General features: G+C 58.3%; 17 protein-coding genes. 6 read left to right on the top strand and 11 right to left on the bottom strand.

Annotation, left to right across the window (positions count from 1 at the left end):
• Positions 1-108: 108 nt before the first annotated feature.
• Complete coding sequence (locus ACR0J4_RS21750) at positions 109-1029, top strand: J domain-containing protein (protein ID WP_170644206.1); 921 nt, start codon at positions 109-111, stop codon at positions 1027-1029.
• Positions 1026-1364, top strand: a complete 339-nt coding sequence (locus ACR0J4_RS21745) for a hypothetical protein (RefSeq protein WP_170556272.1) — start codon at positions 1026-1028, stop codon at positions 1362-1364. Before ACR0J4_RS21750 ends, ACR0J4_RS21745 begins: the two co-directional genes overlap by 4 nt.
• A 2-nt stretch (positions 1365-1366) precedes the next feature.
• Here the strand turns inward: ACR0J4_RS21745 and ACR0J4_RS21740 are convergent, their stop codons facing one another.
• The 4 genes from ACR0J4_RS21740 to ACR0J4_RS21725 all read right to left on the bottom strand — a co-directional run bounded on the left by ACR0J4_RS21740 (position 1367) and on the right by ACR0J4_RS21725 (position 4347).
• A complete protein-coding gene (locus ACR0J4_RS21740) occupies positions 1367-1990 on the bottom strand; it encodes a cytochrome P460 family protein (protein WP_170644208.1) in 624 nt (207 codons plus the stop codon).
• A gap of 200 nt (positions 1991-2190) precedes the next feature.
• Positions 2191-3381 carry a dual-specificity RNA methyltransferase RlmN gene (rlmN, locus tag ACR0J4_RS21735; RefSeq protein WP_170644210.1) on the bottom strand — a complete coding sequence of 397 codons (1191 nt, stop codon included), beginning with the start codon at positions 3379-3381 and terminating at the stop codon, positions 2191-2193.
• A gap of 117 nt (positions 3382-3498) precedes the next feature.
• The gene (locus ACR0J4_RS21730) at positions 3499-3666 is read right to left on the bottom strand and encodes a hypothetical protein (protein ID WP_170376001.1); all 168 of its coding nucleotides are present in this window, start codon (positions 3664-3666) and stop codon (positions 3499-3501) included.
• A 147-nt stretch (positions 3667-3813) separates the two neighbouring features.
• Positions 3814-4347 carry an invasion associated locus B family protein gene (locus tag ACR0J4_RS21725; protein ID WP_170376002.1) on the bottom strand — a complete coding sequence of 178 codons (534 nt, stop codon included), beginning with the start codon at positions 4345-4347 and terminating at the stop codon, positions 3814-3816.
• Between the two features lie 181 nt (positions 4348-4528).
• Between ACR0J4_RS21725 and ACR0J4_RS21720 the strand changes: the two genes are divergently transcribed.
• A complete protein-coding gene (locus ACR0J4_RS21720; protein WP_170556275.1) occupies positions 4529-5527 on the top strand; it encodes an asparaginase in 999 nt (332 codons plus the stop codon).
• 5 nt (positions 5528-5532) lie between these two features.
• Here ACR0J4_RS21720 and ACR0J4_RS21715 read toward each other — a convergent pair whose 3' ends face one another.
• The 3 genes from ACR0J4_RS21715 to ACR0J4_RS21705 are packed head-to-tail and all read right to left on the bottom strand — an operon-like array spanning position 5533 to position 6621.
• Complete coding sequence (locus ACR0J4_RS21715) at positions 5533-5853, bottom strand: YciI family protein (protein WP_170644212.1); 321 nt, start codon at positions 5851-5853, stop codon at positions 5533-5535.
• A 22-nt stretch (positions 5854-5875) separates the two neighbouring features.
• Positions 5876-6304, bottom strand: a complete 429-nt coding sequence (locus ACR0J4_RS21710; protein WP_170556277.1) for an SRPBCC family protein — start codon at positions 6302-6304, stop codon at positions 5876-5878.
• Positions 6292-6621 (bottom strand): metalloregulator ArsR/SmtB family transcription factor, encoded by a 330-nt coding sequence (locus ACR0J4_RS21705; RefSeq protein WP_170556278.1) that lies wholly within the window; start codon positions 6619-6621, stop codon positions 6292-6294. The genes ACR0J4_RS21710 and ACR0J4_RS21705 overlap by 13 nt, the downstream gene beginning before the upstream one ends.
• A gap of 183 nt (positions 6622-6804) precedes the next feature.
• On the opposite strand from ACR0J4_RS21705, the gene ACR0J4_RS21700 reads away from it, so the two are divergent.
• Together ACR0J4_RS21700 and ACR0J4_RS21695 are read left to right on the top strand one after the other, a co-directional pair.
• Positions 6805-7122, top strand: coding sequence for a hypothetical protein (locus tag ACR0J4_RS21700; RefSeq protein ID WP_170644138.1), 318 nt, complete (start codon positions 6805-6807; stop codon positions 7120-7122).
• 17 nt (positions 7123-7139) lie between these two features.
• On the top strand, positions 7140-9443 hold the full coding sequence (locus ACR0J4_RS21695; protein ID WP_170556280.1) for a caspase family protein: 2304 nt from the start codon (positions 7140-7142) through the stop codon (positions 9441-9443).
• Here the strand turns inward: ACR0J4_RS21695 and serB are convergent.
• Positions 9440-10315: a phosphoserine phosphatase SerB gene (gene serB / locus ACR0J4_RS21690; protein ID WP_170644214.1), complete on the bottom strand. Its 876-nt coding sequence runs from the start codon at positions 10313-10315 to the stop codon at positions 9440-9442. The two genes, ACR0J4_RS21695 and serB, sit on opposite strands and share 4 nt — an antisense overlap.
• Before the next feature lie 144 nt (positions 10316-10459).
• Here serB and ACR0J4_RS21685 point away from each other — a divergent pair, with 144 nt between their 5' ends.
• Positions 10460-11977 carry a malonate--CoA ligase gene (locus ACR0J4_RS21685; RefSeq protein ID WP_170644215.1) on the top strand — a complete coding sequence of 506 codons (1518 nt, stop codon included), beginning with the start codon at positions 10460-10462 and terminating at the stop codon, positions 11975-11977.
• Here ACR0J4_RS21685 and ACR0J4_RS21680 read toward each other — a convergent pair.
• From ACR0J4_RS21680 to ACR0J4_RS21670, 3 genes are all read right to left on the bottom strand, one after another.
• The gene (locus tag ACR0J4_RS21680; RefSeq protein WP_170556283.1) at positions 11964-12689 is read right to left on the bottom strand and encodes a metallophosphoesterase family protein; all 726 of its coding nucleotides are present in this window, start codon (positions 12687-12689) and stop codon (positions 11964-11966) included. The two genes, ACR0J4_RS21685 and ACR0J4_RS21680, sit on opposite strands and share 14 nt — an antisense overlap.
• 121 nt (positions 12690-12810) lie before the next feature.
• Positions 12811-14406 carry a phosphoglycerate dehydrogenase gene (serA, locus tag ACR0J4_RS21675; RefSeq protein WP_170644217.1) on the bottom strand — a complete coding sequence of 532 codons (1596 nt, stop codon included), beginning with the start codon at positions 14404-14406 and terminating at the stop codon, positions 12811-12813.
• A gap of 57 nt (positions 14407-14463) precedes the next feature.
• Entirely contained in the window at positions 14464-15618 is a 1155-nt protein-coding gene (locus tag ACR0J4_RS21670; protein ID WP_170644219.1) for a phosphoserine transaminase, read from the bottom strand.
• Between the last annotated feature and the right edge of the window lie 282 nt (positions 15619-15900).

Genomic DNA, 15900 nt, shown 5'->3' with positions numbered 1-15900 from the left:
GTAGGATTTTTCGAGCCAATTCAATTGCCTCTTCCTTTTGGCCGGTTGAAATCGCATGATAAAACACATTCATAAAGATCAGACCGACCCACATCCGCGAGAGGTGAGATGAGCGACGATCCCTATTCCGTCCTCGGCGTCGCCAAAGACGCCAGTGCCGCCGAGATCAAGAAAGCCTATCGGCGCATCGCCAAGGAATGCCACCCGGACCTCAAACCCGGTGATGCAGAGGCCGAGGCCAAGTTCAAAGCCGCCGCCGCTGCTTACGATCTGCTGAAAGACCCCGAAACCCGTGCCCGCTATGACAATGGCGAGATTGACGCTTCGGGTCAGGAGCGCCCCCAACAGCAATATTATCGCGACTACGCTGAGGCCGCCGGAAACCCCTATCGCGGGCGACAGGCGGACCCGGATGACATGTCAGACATCTTCGCCGAATTCATGCGCGGCCGCGGTGGGTTTGGCGGCCAGCGTACACAAGAATTCCATGCGCCGGGTCACAATCTGAATTACTCACTGCAGATCAGCTTTCTGGATGCCGTGTTTGGAGCCAGCCAGAAACTAACCTTGCCCGATGGCAACCGGATCGAGGTTAAAATCCCGGCGGGTATCACCACGGGCCAGACGATCCGACTGCGAGGCAAGGGCGCTCCGGGCTATGGTGAGGGGCCTCCGGGGGATGCGCTGGTCACGATCTCGGTCGCGGACCATCCGTTGTTCGACCGGCAGGGGGATGACATCCACATCACTTTGCCGATCACCATTGATGAGGCTGTCCTGGGCGGCAAAGTCCCTGCCCCCACAATCGACGGTGGCGTCAATGTCACCGTCCCGGCAGGCACCAGCAGCGGCAAAACCCTGCGCCTGCGGGGCAAGGGAGTCAAAAAACGCGGCTCGTCCGAACGGGGGGATCAACTAATCGAACTCACCGTCGCCCTGCCAGGACAAATCGACGACGACCTCAAACAATTCATGGAAACATGGCGCGACGCCCATCACTATGATCCTCGGAAAGGAATGCCGTCATGACCCTGACCGAAGAGGAACTGATCGAAACCATCACACGCCTGACCTCGGACCGCCTGACCGAATATCTGGCCGCCGAGATCGTGATCCCCGAGCAATCGGATGATGGCGTGGTCTATCACAGCATCGACGTCGCCCGGCTGGAATTGGCGTGCGAATTGCACGAGCAATACGATATGGAGGCCGATGCTTTGTCGATGATGATCTCTCTGATCGACCAGATGCACGGGCTACGCGCTGAACTGCGTGAGGTTCTGAACGCGGTCGAGGCGCAACCCGATCCCGTGCGGCAGCAACTGATTGAGGTTATTGGAACCGCCCGCTTTCGTCGCGGATAGGTCTACTCACCTTTGATCTGGTAATCCTCGGGAACGTAGAAGGTGTAGTCCCTGTCGGCCACCTGCACGTGGCAGTCATGGCAATAGGCCACGGCCCCGGACCGATCGCCCAGAGTGTCGCCAAACAAAGACCCATCGGGCAGTACCATAATGTATCGCCAGTCTGCCGTCTCGGGATTGGCACCTTGGGCCAGTTTCTCCATCACGAACATCGCACCGGGGTAGATCTTGCCCTCATCGGTCACCGTCATGCTGTCTTTGGCCAGAACCGAGCCCATGGGCAAAACCTCACCCGGTTGCAGGGTCCCGTAGTTCAGCGCCATGCGGTTGGCGTAGCTGTTCACGAACCGCTGCCCATGTGTGGCCGAGATGTAGGGCGCATCATTGAATAGCGGCCAGCTTTGGTAGTTCAAAATGAGATCCAGCTGAGAAGTCGCATAGCCACGGGCCATACGTTTCGACAGCGCGCGATAATGCGCGTTCGCTTCGTCCTTGCTCAGCTCGGCCGGGTTTTCGATGGCCAGATGCGCATCGGGGTCTTCCGCAAAAGCGCCCGCCGTAGATAGCGGTACAAATAGGACTGCAAATGCAATGGTTTTCAATTTACTTCGAGGTCGTTCAATCATTTGGGGCTCACCTGAAATATCAGTTTGCCTACATGCCGCGCATAGCGAAGAAAAAAGCTCGCGGCGAAAAAGCCCCGGCGTTTCAAGGGAAAGCCGAGCGTCCGAAACAGGAACGGACGCCCTAACACATAGCAAATATTGAAGACAAAATCAGCACCGGAAACATTAAGTTTACCGCTACAACCCTTGGCAGAAGTGGCTTAGTTACCGCTCAACCCGGCCTCAGCTTCGATCTGTTTACGCGATTTGCGCGCACGCTCGGTTGCCGATTTCAACTGACCACAGGCCGCCATGATATCCTCGCCGCGCGTCTTGCGGATGGGTGAGGCATAGCCGGCCTGGTAGATGATATTCGCAAAGGCCCGGATACGATTGTTCGAGCTGCGCTTGTACGGCGCACCGGGCCATTCGTTGAACGGAATCAGGTTGATCTTAGCCGGGATCTTATGACGCTTGATGTGATCGATCAGACGATGCGCGTCCTCGTCGCTGTCATTGACGCCATCCAGCATCACATATTCGAACGTGATCCGTTCGGAATTCGACGCATTGGGATAGCTGGCCAGCGCTTTCAGCAGTTCTTCGATGTTCCAGCGCTTGTTGATCGGCACCAGCACGTCGCGGGTCTCATCTGTGGTGGCGTGGAACGAGATCGCCAGCAGGCAGCCGATCTCTTCGGCCGTGCGCGCGATTTCCGGTACCACGCCGCTCGTCGACAGAGTGATCCGCCGACGCGACAGGGAAATCCCTTCGGGGTCCATGGCGATCTTCATCGCGTCGCGGACGTTCTCGAAATTGTAGAGCGGCTCACCCATGCCCATCAGAACGATGTTCGACAGCAGGCGGGTTTCATCCTTAGGCGCACCGGGCGTGGGCCATTCCTCAAGATCATCGCGGGCCATCATCACCTGACCCACAATCTCGGCCGCGGTCAGGTTGCGCACCAGTTTCTGCGTGCCGGTATGGCAGAACGAGCAGGTTAGCGTACACCCCACCTGAGACGAGATACACAGCGTACCACGATCCTCTTCGGGGATGTAAACGACCTCGACCTCATGCCCACCCGCAATACGACACAAGTATTTGCGCGTGCCGTCCTCTGACACCTGGCGCGTGACCACTTCGGGAATTTCGATCACAAAGCTCTCGGCCAGTTGCGCGCGATAGGCTTTGGCCAGGTTGGTCATCAGTGCGAAATCACGCACTCCCCATTGGTAGATCCACTGCCAGATCTGACCGGTCCGCATCTTGGCCTGCTTTTCCGGCGTGCCATGTTCGATCAGTGTCGCGCGGAGCTGATCGCGAGTCAGACCGACAAGGTTCACCTTCCCCTCAGGCAGTTTGCGGGGGATGGTCATGACGTCTTGAGTGATCGGCGCTTTGGGCGACATTTGGGTACCTACTGGGCGTATCTCAGGTGGATTCCGGATTGGGATGCGCCTCTATATAGGATCGCGCGCAAAGATCAAAAGGAATCGTATTGACCCTTACGCGCTTTTGCCGCCGGATCAGACTCCCGCAGGCGGTATAAAGCAATCCTCGGCATCCAGCGTTTTCACCGGATCTTCAGGCCCGCATTCCTCACCTGTAATTGGGTAGGTTTCAGGCTCTTTTTCACAAGCCGCCAGAACCAGTGAAGAAGCCAACATCAGAGTGATCAGTGTTTTGTCGAACATATTCAGACATCCTTTGTTATAGCTGAACCAATTAGTTCAGCTATCAAAAGGATGCGCTTTGATACGGATCAAGCTTTCTGAATATTTGATAGAAATTTGCGAGAATCCGCAAAATAGATGGGCCGCGTGTTATCGCGACCCGACAGATCAGTTGGTGCAGCGGGTCTCTGCGTCTTCGATCGCTGCGGTGAAGCCCAGCAGAGAGAACGTGTCCTTGGTCTGCGTTCCGCGCTCTGACCGAGCTGTCAGTACCGCTTCTGTCCCGCGCTTCATGGCGGTGACGATCTTGGCATCGTCCTGAGCAGTCGCCGGCCAGGCCCACTCGCCCTCGGTAAACAGTTCGAATTCAGACCCATCTACAACCAAGTTCACCGTGGAACCGGCCGCGAAAGGGTAGCCACCGGTAAAGGTCACTTGTCCTTTGACCTCTGCATTCGGACGATAGAAGACAAACAGCAAGATGTCGCTGCGGCGCACGGAAACGACACGTCCGCCCCGCGTATTCACGGTTTCCTTGGGGGCCGAAACGCTCCAGCATTCGGTGGGATCATCTTCGACAAAAACGCTCCAATCCGTTTTTGCCGCGACGCGGTTCGTACTTGTCCCCTGCTGTGCGATTGCAGTTGTGGCCATACCCGCCACACACAGACCCGCAAGCACGCGGGTAAGCATTGATCCCATTTGTCCAGCCTCCTAGCTCGACCTTCTACCTCATACCCATCGGAAAGCCATGCGAACCCTGCCAGTTCGTCTTGGAAACGTTGCGCATTCCGATGATTGTCGACATACACACACTAACGCAGGTTTCGCCACAGGCGAAAGGGCGATTGGCAGAATTTTGCGCATAAATCCGGAGGTCCAGATGACGCAGCCCATCCCGATGACAGAACTGTGGCGCGGCGATCTGTTGGAAAGCCTGCATCTGGGCCATGCAGTGGTCTGCGATGACACCGGGCAGATCGTGCAAAGCTGGGGCGATCCGAACGCAGTGATCTTTCCACGCTCCTCGGCCAAGATGATCCAGGCTTTGCCTTTGGTTACGTCTGGCGCTGCGGCCAAATACGGGCTGAACTCGGAACATCTTGCGCTGGCCTGCGCCTCGCATAACGGGGCCGCCATTCACACGGATCGCGTTTCGGCCTGGCTGGATCATCTGGGTCTCACCGAGCATGATCTGCGCTGCGGCCCGCAAGAGCCCGCCGACATCGCCGCGCGCGACCGGCTTATTCTGGCCGACGATACGCCGTGCCAGATCCACAACAATTGCTCGGGTAAACACTGCGGGTTTCTGACCCTGTCTCAGCATATGGGGGCCGGACCGGAATACCTTGAGATCGACCACCCTGTTCAACAGGCCTGCTTGTCTGCCATTGAGGAAACAACCGGCGAGACTAGCCCCGGCTACGGCATTGACGGATGCTCGGCCCCGAATTTCGCGACCTCGCTGGTGGGGATTGCGCGCTCGATGGCTTGGTTTGCCTCGGCCGCTAATCGGTCGGACCGGTCGAGCGATGCGGCGCAGCAGCTGACCGCCGCGATGATCAAGCACCCAGAGCTTGTCGCGGGCGAAACCCGTGCCTGTACCGAATTGATGCGCGCAATGAACGGTCGCGCTGCGATCAAGACCGGGGCCGAGGCCGTCTTCGTCGCGATCCTGCCGGAAAAACGCATGGGTATTGCGCTGAAGATCACCGATGGCACCACCCGCGCCAGCGAATGCGCCATCGCGGCCATTCTCGTCAGTCTCGGGGTGTTGGAGGCTGATCACCCGGCGACGCGCAAATTCATGAATGCCACGCAATACAGCCGCCGAGGACTGGAATGCGGCGTAGTCCGACCCGCACCGGGCTTTCCGAACTAAGGCAGCTACATTTCGATTTCGTGGATTTCCGCCACTTCGACCGAGCCAGATCCGTTGATGACCATCGGGCAACCTTTGGCCATCTCGGTCGCGGCATCAATGCTATCGGCTTTGATCACCGTGAAGCCAGAGGCCGGGTTAGCCCCGCCATTGTCGACAACGCCGCCGTTGCTGACGGTATAGGATTGGCCTACTGGGTTTCCCGGGATATCCAAAGCCTCGCCCATGTTTTGAAACCATGCGCCCCATGCGGCCATGGTTGCGTCGATCTCTGCGGGGTCGGTTGGGGTGTGTCCCCCATGATAAACAAATAGATATTGGGGCATTTCGGTCCTCCCTGAGTGAAATCTATTGGCACTGCGCTTCGAGCTTGCGCAGCGAGGATGTCCAGCCTGTGTTGTGGTTTTCAGCTACCTCGGCGTCGGCGAGTTCACGGTGATCGACAACAAGTCGGGCGCCAGTTTCGGTTGCAGCTATTGAAAATGTCACGTGGCTTTCCGGGCCGCGTTGATTCTGATCGTCATGCCAACCCCATGTAAAGCCAACCGAGTTCGGTGGATCAACATGCGTGACATGCCCCGAAACCTTGAATTGTTGTCCATCGCTGTTTTCCATCACTGAAAACCAGGGGCCGGTTCTTGAAAAATCCAGATTGTGATCCGGCACATGTATGCCTTCCGGCCCCCACCACTGCAGCAGTTTCGAGCCATCTGTCACCCAAACAAAAAGGTCTTCTGGGCTGACGGGAAAGTCCCGCTCCAATTTCAGGTCGGCCATGAATTTTCCCTTTCCAAAATGTCACCCAAACGATCCAGACTGTTTTCCCAGAACTGCCGTTTCGAGATCGTCCACTCGGCAATCGCACGAAGGCCTTCGGAGTGGACGGAATACAACCTCTGGGTGCCCAGCACGCGTTGTTGCACCAATCCTGCCTCGCGCAGCACCTTCAGGTGGCGCGAGATCGCGGCACCTGACATGCCTTTGCCTTCGATCAGGTCTCCGGCGGGCAGTTCACCGCCTTCCATCAGTTGCTCGACGATGGCAAACCGAGTGCGGTCAGATAGTGCGGAAAAGGCTGTAATAAGATCGGTCATGATTCTTATTTAACATAAATGTTAAATTTAGGAAAGTCTACCTTTTGTCAGCGCCAATCAGGAAAATTGGCCGTGCCTCTTCTTTTCGTGTATATGTGAAAAGGTTCATAGACCTGCTCCAAAGACACAAGTTACGGTGTTATGTGTGAGTTTAATAAGTTGTTTTATTTTAGGAGGCTTGAGATGCGCTTCGCGCCCACTTCATTGTTTATCGCCTGTACCCTTGTTGTTGCAGGCTGTGCATCCCCTTGGTCACAGACTGAGACTGTCACCCCGACTGCAACCGCCCCTCAACCAACCCCAGCGGCGGCAGTAGCGACAACTCCCGCGCCTGCGCCCGCAACGACGGCGGCAGCAGCCCCAGCAGTAACCCCGACGGCCGTTTCATCGACAGCGCCTCAAAATGCGTATGACCGCGACGGCGGAGATGGTGGTGGCGGCGGCGGCGGTGGCGGCGGTGGTGGAGACGGCGGTGGCGGCGGTGGCGGCTGGGGCGGTTAAGCCGGAGACGACACCACATGCTTAAGCTTGGGTCTAAAACTGGTCGGCGCCATTTACTAGCAGCTGCGTCTATCCTGACGATTTGCGCAAGCGGCCTCAGCGCGCAGTCCTCGTCGGCAACCAGCGCGAACAGCAGGGTTGCGATCGTCATCGGCAATCAGGACTACACGAGCGTTGGCGACCTGACCAATGCCAGAAAAGACGCCGAAGACATTGCGGACATGCTGCGAGACTTCGATTTCCAAGTCTTTGACGGCTATGACCTGACCAAACGCGAGTTTGAAGAGCTGATCCGCACAGCGGTTCTGAACATCCCGGATTCCGCAGATGTTCTGTTCTACTATGCGGGTCACGGCATTCAGATCGGGCGGCGAAACTATTTGCTGCCCGTGGATGCCAAGTTTGAAAGCGTCTATGATGTGCCGCTGGCAACGATGACGCTGGATCGCGTGATTGACACCCTGTCCGCCCGTAGCGCGGCCCATGTGGCCATTCTGGACTCGTGCAGGGACAATCCGTTTCAAGACCTCAGATTGGCGGCCGATCTGGACGCCAACCTTTTTGAGACCCGCGAAGGGTTCGACGTGTTCAAGACACCGCTGAACTCACTGGTGGCCTATTCCACCTCGCCCGGTGCGGTGGCCAGTGATGGCGAGATCGGCCACAACAGCCCGTATACGGCGGCCGTTCTGGAAACAGCCCAATCCTCTCCGTTTGAGAATATCCAACAGCTCTTTCCGGTCATTCGCGAGAGGGTTCACACCAAAACATCGGGGCAGCAGATCCCCTGGGAAAGCTCGACACTGGTGCGCCCGTTCTATCTGGCGCAGCAAAAGGTCGAGGTTGAACCAGAAGCGCTGCAGGATGGCGCCCCCCAATCCCTATCGCTCAGCTATCAGTTCGACAAATCCGTCCCATTGTCCCAAAGCCTGAGCCAAGCCCTAGGAAGGGACATCGTAGATGTGCGGGTGACGGAAACCCCTGACCGAGGTGCTGTCAACGCCAGCGACACATCTCTGACCTATACGCCCGAGATCACGGACACACGTGCCGTTGACCTGCCCAAAACCGATTTCGCCGATACCTTCGCAGTCGAAGTCGTAACCGCTGATCAGACGCGACAGACGGTTGAGGTCTCTCTGGAATTGGGGATGAATGCCTGCGATCTCGAAGCGGGGGATGCGCTGGACCTCAACGGCGTTGGCGTGTTTCGCCTGCCGAATGAGCTGGATATCACCAAAGGTCTGGCCGCCTGTTCGCAAGCGGTCGAGGACTATCCGGAAAACGCGCGGTTCCAGTATCAACTGGGCCGTTTGCAACAAGCCGCAGGCAATGTGCCAGGCGCCTTTGAGAGTTTCACGACCGCTGTCGACGGCGGGCATATTCGCGCCAAATACGCTCTGGCAACTTTGTTGGATACACAGCGCATCGACCGCGCGGTCACCAAGACCCCTTATGACCCGGATAAAGCGCGCGCGCTGTTAGAAGAAGCCATCGCCCAGCAAGACCCCTATGCCATGCACCGGCTGGGCCAACAACTGCTGCGCAAAGGTGAAACGACCGAAGAGAAAAACCGCGGCTTTGAGCTGTTGGAACGCTCGGTCGAGCTTGGACATACCTATTCGATGAATGAACTTGGCATGTATTTCTTGCGTGAAAACTCGGAACGCTATATCCCCGAGCGTGGGTTGCGATATCTGCGGGCGTCCGAGCTGCGGCAGGACATCTATGGGTACGACAATCTGGCCTATGTCTCGCTGAATGGGCTGGGCGGCAATCCGGTCGATTTCGACAAAGCCGAATCCTACTTTCTGGCGGCAGCTCAGGGTGGGCATCCAACTGCTCCGGCCAGTATCGCCCGCATGATCCTGCGGGATCAGTTGAAAGGTCGGCCTCGCACCGAGGCCTTGGCCTGGTACGACACCTCGCTGGAACGCGGTGATGCCTGGGGCGGTGCGAACGGAGCCTATATCATTCTGGACGGTCAGGTACCGGGCAAAGGCCCCGCTGATGCGGCACTGCGGGCGGCCAAAGCGGCCCTGCTGCCGAATGAAGAGCCTGCCGCGCAGGCTCAATCGCAATTGGACAGCCTCTCGCGCGGGGATCTGGATCGAGCATTGCAACTGGCGCTGAATGAACTTGGGGAAAATGTCACCGTCGATGGCCAAGTCGGCCCGGCGACTCTGACTGCGCTCGAAAATATCAGCGCCAAGTTCGGTGTTCCGGTTCCCTATGCCGCCGCCAGCGATCCGAAGGCCCGGCTGTTGCTGGCCGCGCGGGTGTACTGGGCACAGAATCCGGTGCGCTTTGACTTGTTTTAGACGCTGAAATCAGCCTTGCTGTAGCCCTGAATGTAAAGCAGGGCCGTCAGGTCTCCGTGATTGATCCGCACGTCGCACTCAGCCGCAACCGAAGGCTTTGCGTGCAGTGCAACGCCGGTTCCGGCCCGCCCCAGCATTCCCAGATCGTTGGCTCCGTCGCCAACCGCGATCACGTCGCCCTCGGACAAGCCAAGCGTTGCGGTGATCCGCTCCAGCGACTCCACTTTGGCCTGCCGCCCTAGGATCGGGCGCTGCACATCGCCCGTTAGCTGCCCATTCTCGGTCAACAGAGTGTTCGCCCGGTTCTCATCAAACCCCAACTGCTCTGCCACGCGGGCCGTAAACGCGGTGAACCCGCCCGAGACCAAGGCCGCATAGCCGCCAGCCGCGCGCATGGTCGCCACCAACTCGCACCCGCCGGGCATGAGGGTGATCCGCGTGTTCAGAACGTGGTCTATGACCGCCTCGTCCAACCCTTTCAACAACCCGACCCGTTCGATCAGCGCGCCTTCGAAATCCAGCTCACCATTCATCGCGCGGGCGGTGATGTCCTTGACACGCTCACCCACGCCCGCCTCATCCGCCAGCTCATCAATGCATTCCTGCTGGATCATGGTGCTGTCCATATCCGCCAGCAGCATTTTCTTGCGCCGCCCTTCGGACGCCTGAACGACCAGATCGACGCTCATTTCCTGCAGATCGGCCCAGACATCCCAACGATTGTCTGGCATCTCGAACAGTGTGAACTCGGCCGCCTCACCGGGGTTGAGCCACGTGACTTCGCCCCCGCCCCACGCATTTCGCAACGCGTCCACCATCGGGACCTCAAGCGAGGGCGTGGTGGGATTGGTCAGCAAGGTGGCAACGTACATGGCAGGTCTCCGGCAATCTGCATAGCGCATATCGCAGGTACAGCATTTTCGCCAGAGTTGGTTGGAAATATCTGGCAAACGGGGCTTTACGGTCCCGGTTTTCCCCGCCAGATTCAGCCCGCGACGCACGGAAAGGAACACCGAATGGCCAACCCGCTTTATGATCGTCTGTTTGGCTTTCACGCTGGGAAAACCACGCCGTTCCTATACCTGCCCGACGGTCAGGTTCTGACCCACGCTGCCTTTCTCGACATGACCGCGCGGCTGGCCAACGCGCTGACAGGGCTGGAGTTGGAGCCCGGAGACCGCATCGCCGTTCAGGTCGAAAAATCGGCTGAGGCGCTTGCCCTCTACGCGGCATGTGCGCAGACCGGGCTGATCTTCTTGCCGCTTAACACCGCCTATACGACCACTGAGCTGCAGTATTTCATCGAAAACAGCGGCGCGAAGCTAGTGGTCTGCGATATCGCGAACGAGGCTGGCCTGACCCCGATTGCCCAAGCGCAGAACGCCCATATTGCAACTCTGAACGCCGATGGCAGTGGCAGCCTGATGCGCTGGGCGCTGGGAATGCTGCCTGCGTATGAACCTGTTTCACGGTCCGAAGATGATCTGGCCGCGTTCCTTTATACCTCAGGCACCACGGGGCGGTCGAAAGGTGCGATGCTGACGCAGGCCAACCTGCTGTCCAATGCCGAAACGCTGGCGCAGGAATGGCGCTTCACCAAGGACGATGTGCTGCTGCATGCGCTGCCGATCTTTCACACGCATGGCCTGTTCGTAGCGACCAATGTGGTGCTGGCTTCGGGCGGGTCGATGATCTTTCTGCCCAAATTCGATCTGGACGACATCCTGCGTCTGATGCCGGAGGCCACCTCGATGATGGGTGTGCCAACCTTCTACACTCGCCTGCTGGGCGATGACCGGTTTACCGGAGATCTGACGCGCCATATGCGGCTGTTCATCTCAGGCTCGGCCCCGCTGCTCGCAGAAACCCATGAGTTGTTCGAGGCCCGCACCGGGCATCGTATCCTCGAACGCTATGGCATGACCGAGACCAATATGAACACCTCAAACCCCTATGACGGCGAACGCCGCGCCGGGACCGTCGGGTTCCCGCTGCCGGATGTCGAGTTGAAGGTCACGGACTCTGAAACCGGCGCGCTGCTGCCACACGGCGAGATCGGCATGATCGAGGTGCGCGGTCCGAACGTCTTCAAGGGCTATTGGCAAATGCCCGAAAAAACCGCGGCCGAGCTGCGCGAGGACGGGTTCTTTATAACTGGCGATTTGGGCCGGGTTGACGAGGATGGCTATGTCCATATCGTCGGCCGCGGCAAAGACCTGATCATCTCGGGCGGCTACAACATCTACCCCAAGGAAATCGAGCTTTTGCTGGATGACCAACCCGGCGTTCTGGAAAGCGCGGTCATCGGTGTGCCGCATCCGGATTTTGGCGAAACGGTGCTGGGCATTCTGGTGCCTCAGCCCGGACAAGTCTTGGATCTGGATTCCATTCAAACAACTGTTCAGGATCAGCTGGCCCGGTTCAAACATCCGCGCAAACTGATCGTGCTGGATGAGCTACCCCGCAACACCATGGGCAAGGTGCAAAAGAACGCCCTGCGCGAGACCTATAAAGACAGCTTTACACAAGGCTGACCCGGCCCTTTTCAGTCAACTCCCAGCAGGTCCGGCCTTCGAAGACAACGGCACTGGCCGGGCGTCCATACCCCGCGCCGGTATCCAGATTCACACGATTCCCGCAATACGTCACCCGGTCGACCGGAGTATGGCCGTGAACGATCAGCTTGGGATGCGGCGCAGTATGTTTCAAAAACTCCTGCCGAATCCAAACCAGATCGTTTTCATCCTGCTGATCCAGCGCGATACCGGGGCGGATGCCGGCATGAACAAAAGCCAGGTCGGGTGTCTGGTGCATCAAGACCAGCCCCTGCAGGAACGCACGATGTTCCTCGGGCACGGCCTGCAATGCCATGGCGTGCAGATCCTCAAGCCGGGTTTGCCCCTCGAACACGACACCGTAGCTGGCAAGTGTTTCGACACCACCCAGACGCTCATGCAGCCAGTGGTAACCGACCAGAAGATGCGGATCATGGCGGGGGAAATCCTCAAGAAACCATGCAAACATACGGTCGTGATTACCCAGCAAAGTGATCCAGTCCCGCCCTTCGGCGTGTCCCGCGATCAGGCGGTCGAGAACACCCCGGCTATCTGGTCCCCGGTCGGTATAGTCGCCCAGAAACACCACCTGAGCCTCAGGCCCGCCGTCGCGGTCAATCAGAGAAAGGAGTCGCTCGAACTCGGCGCTCTGCCCGTGCAGGTCGCCAATGGCGTAAATCGGTTTGGTCATGAAAAGGTCTCGTCTGCTGTCACGGCAGTTTAGAGGCGAAAGCGTTGATAGCGCAATCAGGAACACCCGCGCCTGTCCTTGGCGCGGGTGTCAAATTGTCTGAAATGACACAGGGTGCCAATCAGGCGACGTCGAACTCCAGCGGTTTGATCTGCGTGAACAGACCTGTTTCCGCCAGCTTAGCGCGCGCCTCGGCCGGGACAGGTTCGTCCACGTAAAGCAGCGCAATGGCCTCACCCCCCGCCTCAGACCTGCCGAGGGTAAAGTTCGCGATGTTGACGTCGTTCTCGCCCATGGTCTGACCCAGCGCACCGATGATGCCCGGCACATCCTCGTTGGTGGTGTAGAGCATATGCGCCCCGATCTCGGCGTCGATATTGATGCCTTTGATCTGGATGAAGCGCGGCTTGCCATCGCTGAACACTGTCCCACCGATCGAGCGTTCGCGCTTGGTGGTCACGACGGTGACCTTGATGTAGCCCTCAAAGGCACCGGACTTGTCCTGATTGGTGGTCGAGATCTTGATGCCACGCTCTTTGGCGACAACCGGGGCCGAGACCATGTTCACCTCAGGATTGAACTTCTTCATGATCCCCGCAACCACAGCGCAGTTCAGCGCGGCCAGGTTCATTTCAGCCGCCACACCATCGTAGAGGATGTTGATCGCCTGCACCGGCTCATCGGTCATCTGGCCGATAAAGCTGCCCAGATGGCCCGCCAGTTTGATCCACGGCCCCATGACCTTGGCCTCTTCAGCCGTTACGCTGGGCATGTTCAACGCATTTTCCACCGCACCGGTCAGCAGATAGTTCGAGATCTGCTCGGCCACTTGCAGCGCAACGTTTTCTTGCGCCTCGGTCGTTGCCGCGCCGAGGTGAGGCGTGCAAACCACGTTGGGCAGGTTGAACAGGGCGTTTTCTTTCGCCGGCTCTTCGCTGAACACGTCAAACGCCGCGCCTGCGACATGGCCCGATTGTAGCGCTTCGGCCAGGGCTTCTTCGTCGACCAGACCACCGCGGGCACAGTTGATGATCCGCACGCCTTTTTTGGTCTTCGCCAGGTTTTCTCGGCTCAGGATATTGCGGGTCTGATCCGTCAGCGGCACGTGCAGAGTGATAAAATCAGCGCGAGCCAGCAACTCGTCCAATTCGACCTTTTCGACACCCATCTGCGCGGCTTTCTCTTCGCCCAGATAAGGGTCATAGGCCACAACCTTCATCTTCAGGCCAATCGCGCGCTCACACACGATACCGCCAATATTGCCTGCCCCGATCACGCCGAGGGTCTTGTTGGTCAGCTCGATGCCCATGAACTTGGACTTTTCCCACTTACCCGCATGGGTCGAGGTGCTGGCCTCGGGGATCTGCCGCGCCACTGCAAACATCATCGCAATCGCGTGCTCAGCGGTGGTGATCATGTTGCCGAAGGGCGTGTTCATCACGATCACACCCTTCTTCGACGCCGCATCCTTGTCGATATTGTCGGTCCCGATCCCGGCACGACCGATCACTTTCAGTTTGTCGGCCTTCTCCAGAATGGTTGGTGTGACCTTGGTGGCCGAACGAATGGCAAGGCCGTCATACTGACCGATCACCTCGGCCAGTTTGTCTTTGTCCTTACCCAGATCGGGCATGAAATCCACATCGATGCCGCGATCGCGGAAAATCTGCACGGCGGTTTCGCTGAGCTTGTCAGATACGAGTACTTTGGGGGCCATATTCTCTGGTCCTTGAATTGTATGGAAGGTCCGGGCCCTGGACGGCCCGGTGAAAAGTCAGGCAGCCTCAGACTGCGTCGCGATCTCGGCCTCGAAGGCCCATGCGAGCCATGGCAGCATCGCCTCGATGTCCGAGGTCTCGACCGTACCACCGCACCAGATGCGCAGGCCCGCAGGCGCGTCGCGATAGGCACCGATGTCCAAGGCGATATTCTCGGCCTCAAGCCGTTTGGCCACGGCTTTCGCGAATGCTGCACCGTCCTGAATGCGCCCATCTGTGAATTTCAGGCAGACCGAGGTGTTCGACTGCGTCGCCTCGTCCTCAGCAAGATTGGCGATCCAATCGTTCTGGTTGCAGAACGCATACACCGCACCGGCATTGGCATCGGCACGAGCGATCAGCCCCTGCAACCCACCAACCGAGCGTGCCCAGTCCAGCGCAAACAGGTAATCCTCAACCGCCAGCATCGAGGGCGTGTTGATCGTGGCTCCGGTAAAGATACCGTCGATCAACTTGCCGCCCTTGGTCAGACGGAAAATCTTGGGCAAAGGCCATGCGGGTGTATAGCTCTCCAACCGCTCAACGGCACGCGGGCTCAGAATCAGCATCCCGTGGGCAGCTTCACCGCCCAGCACCTTCTGCCAACTGAAAGTGGTCACATCCAGTTTGTCCCAGGGCAAGTCCATCGCAAAGGCGGCCGAGGTCGCATCACAAATCGTCAGGCCCTGACGATCATCGGCAATCCAGTCGCCATTGGGTACGCGCACGCCCGAGGTTGTGCCGTTCCACGTAAACACAACGTCATTGGAGAAATCGACCGAAGCAAGATCAACGATCTGCCCGTAATCTGCGGTCTTCACCTCGGCGTCGATCTTCAGCTGCTTGACCACGTCAGTCACCCAGCCCGCGCCGAAGCTCTCCCAAGCCAGCATTTCAACCTTGCGCTCACCCAGCAGCGACCAAAGCGCCATCTCAACCGCGCCGGTGTCCGACGCGGGAACAATACCGATCTTGTAGCCCGCTGGAATGCCCAGAATCTCACGCGTGCCTTCGATCGCCGCTTTCAGCTTGTCCTTGCCGACAGCAGCACGGTGCGAACGACCCAGCGCGGCATCGGCCAGTTTGGACAGATCAAATGTGGGGGGTTTGGCGCAGGGGCCCGAGGAAAAACGCGGATTCGCCGGCCGCGTCGCCGGTTGTTCAATGCTCATCTGTATTACCCTTCCAGATACACGCCCCTCGTTGGGGAGGGGTGTCCCACGGACAGAGCTATGAGGCCTTCGCAGACGCAGCAAGCGAAAAAGACGCTTTCACCGCAAAAAACGACACCAAAGATGAGCGCAAATGAGAACAGAGGTTTCCGATAAGCGAAAACCCCGCCGATTTCGCGGCAGGGTTTGTAGTTTTATTCGGCGGCTTCTTCGTAAGCTTCCATTGGAGGGCATGTGCAGACGAGGTTTCGGTCACCGTATGCGTTGTCGACGCGGTTGACG

The organism is Ruegeria sp. B10, assembly GCF_056539825.1.
Note: the sequence above shows the minus strand (reverse complement) of the source record. Positions and strands in the feature narration are given on the sequence as shown.

Bases quoted from the DNA above. Each gene is read 5' to 3' on its own strand.
- ACR0J4_RS21740 (WP_170644208.1), bottom strand. From the start codon at position 1,990: ATGATTGAACGACCTCGAAGTAAATTGAAAACCATTGCATTTGCAGTC.
- ACR0J4_RS21715 (WP_170644212.1), bottom strand. From the start codon at position 5,853: ATGCCCCAATATCTATTTGTTTATCATGGGGGACACACCCCAACCGAC.
- ACR0J4_RS21725 (WP_170376002.1), bottom strand. From the start codon at position 4,347: ATGGGATCAATGCTTACCCGCGTGCTTGCGGGTCTGTGTGTGGCGGGT.
- serB (WP_170644214.1), bottom strand. From the start codon at position 10,315: ATGTACGTTGCCACCTTGCTGACCAATCCCACCACGCCCTCGCTTGAG.
- ACR0J4_RS21685 (WP_170644215.1), top strand. From the start codon at position 10,460: ATGGCCAACCCGCTTTATGATCGTCTGTTTGGCTTTCACGCTGGGAAA.
- ACR0J4_RS21680 (WP_170556283.1), bottom strand. From the start codon at position 12,689: ATGACCAAACCGATTTACGCCATTGGCGACCTGCACGGGCAGAGCGCC.
- ACR0J4_RS21750 (WP_170644206.1), top strand. From the start codon at position 109: ATGAGCGACGATCCCTATTCCGTCCTCGGCGTCGCCAAAGACGCCAGT.
- ACR0J4_RS21710 (WP_170556277.1), bottom strand. From the start codon at position 6,304: ATGGCCGACCTGAAATTGGAGCGGGACTTTCCCGTCAGCCCAGAAGAC.
- ACR0J4_RS21745 (WP_170556272.1), top strand. From the start codon at position 1,026: ATGACCCTGACCGAAGAGGAACTGATCGAAACCATCACACGCCTGACC.
- ACR0J4_RS21670 (WP_170644219.1), bottom strand. From the start codon at position 15,618: ATGAGCATTGAACAACCGGCGACGCGGCCGGCGAATCCGCGTTTTTCC.
- ACR0J4_RS21695 (WP_170556280.1), top strand. From the start codon at position 7,140: ATGCTTAAGCTTGGGTCTAAAACTGGTCGGCGCCATTTACTAGCAGCT.
- ACR0J4_RS21705 (WP_170556278.1), bottom strand. From the start codon at position 6,621: ATGACCGATCTTATTACAGCCTTTTCCGCACTATCTGACCGCACTCGG.
- serA (WP_170644217.1), bottom strand. From the start codon at position 14,406: ATGGCCCCCAAAGTACTCGTATCTGACAAGCTCAGCGAAACCGCCGTG.
- ACR0J4_RS21730 (WP_170376001.1), bottom strand. From the start codon at position 3,666: ATGTTCGACAAAACACTGATCACTCTGATGTTGGCTTCTTCACTGGTT.
- ACR0J4_RS21720 (WP_170556275.1), top strand. From the start codon at position 4,529: ATGACGCAGCCCATCCCGATGACAGAACTGTGGCGCGGCGATCTGTTG.
- rlmN (WP_170644210.1), bottom strand. From the start codon at position 3,381: ATGTCGCCCAAAGCGCCGATCACTCAAGACGTCATGACCATCCCCCGC.
- ACR0J4_RS21700 (WP_170644138.1), top strand. From the start codon at position 6,805: ATGCGCTTCGCGCCCACTTCATTGTTTATCGCCTGTACCCTTGTTGTT.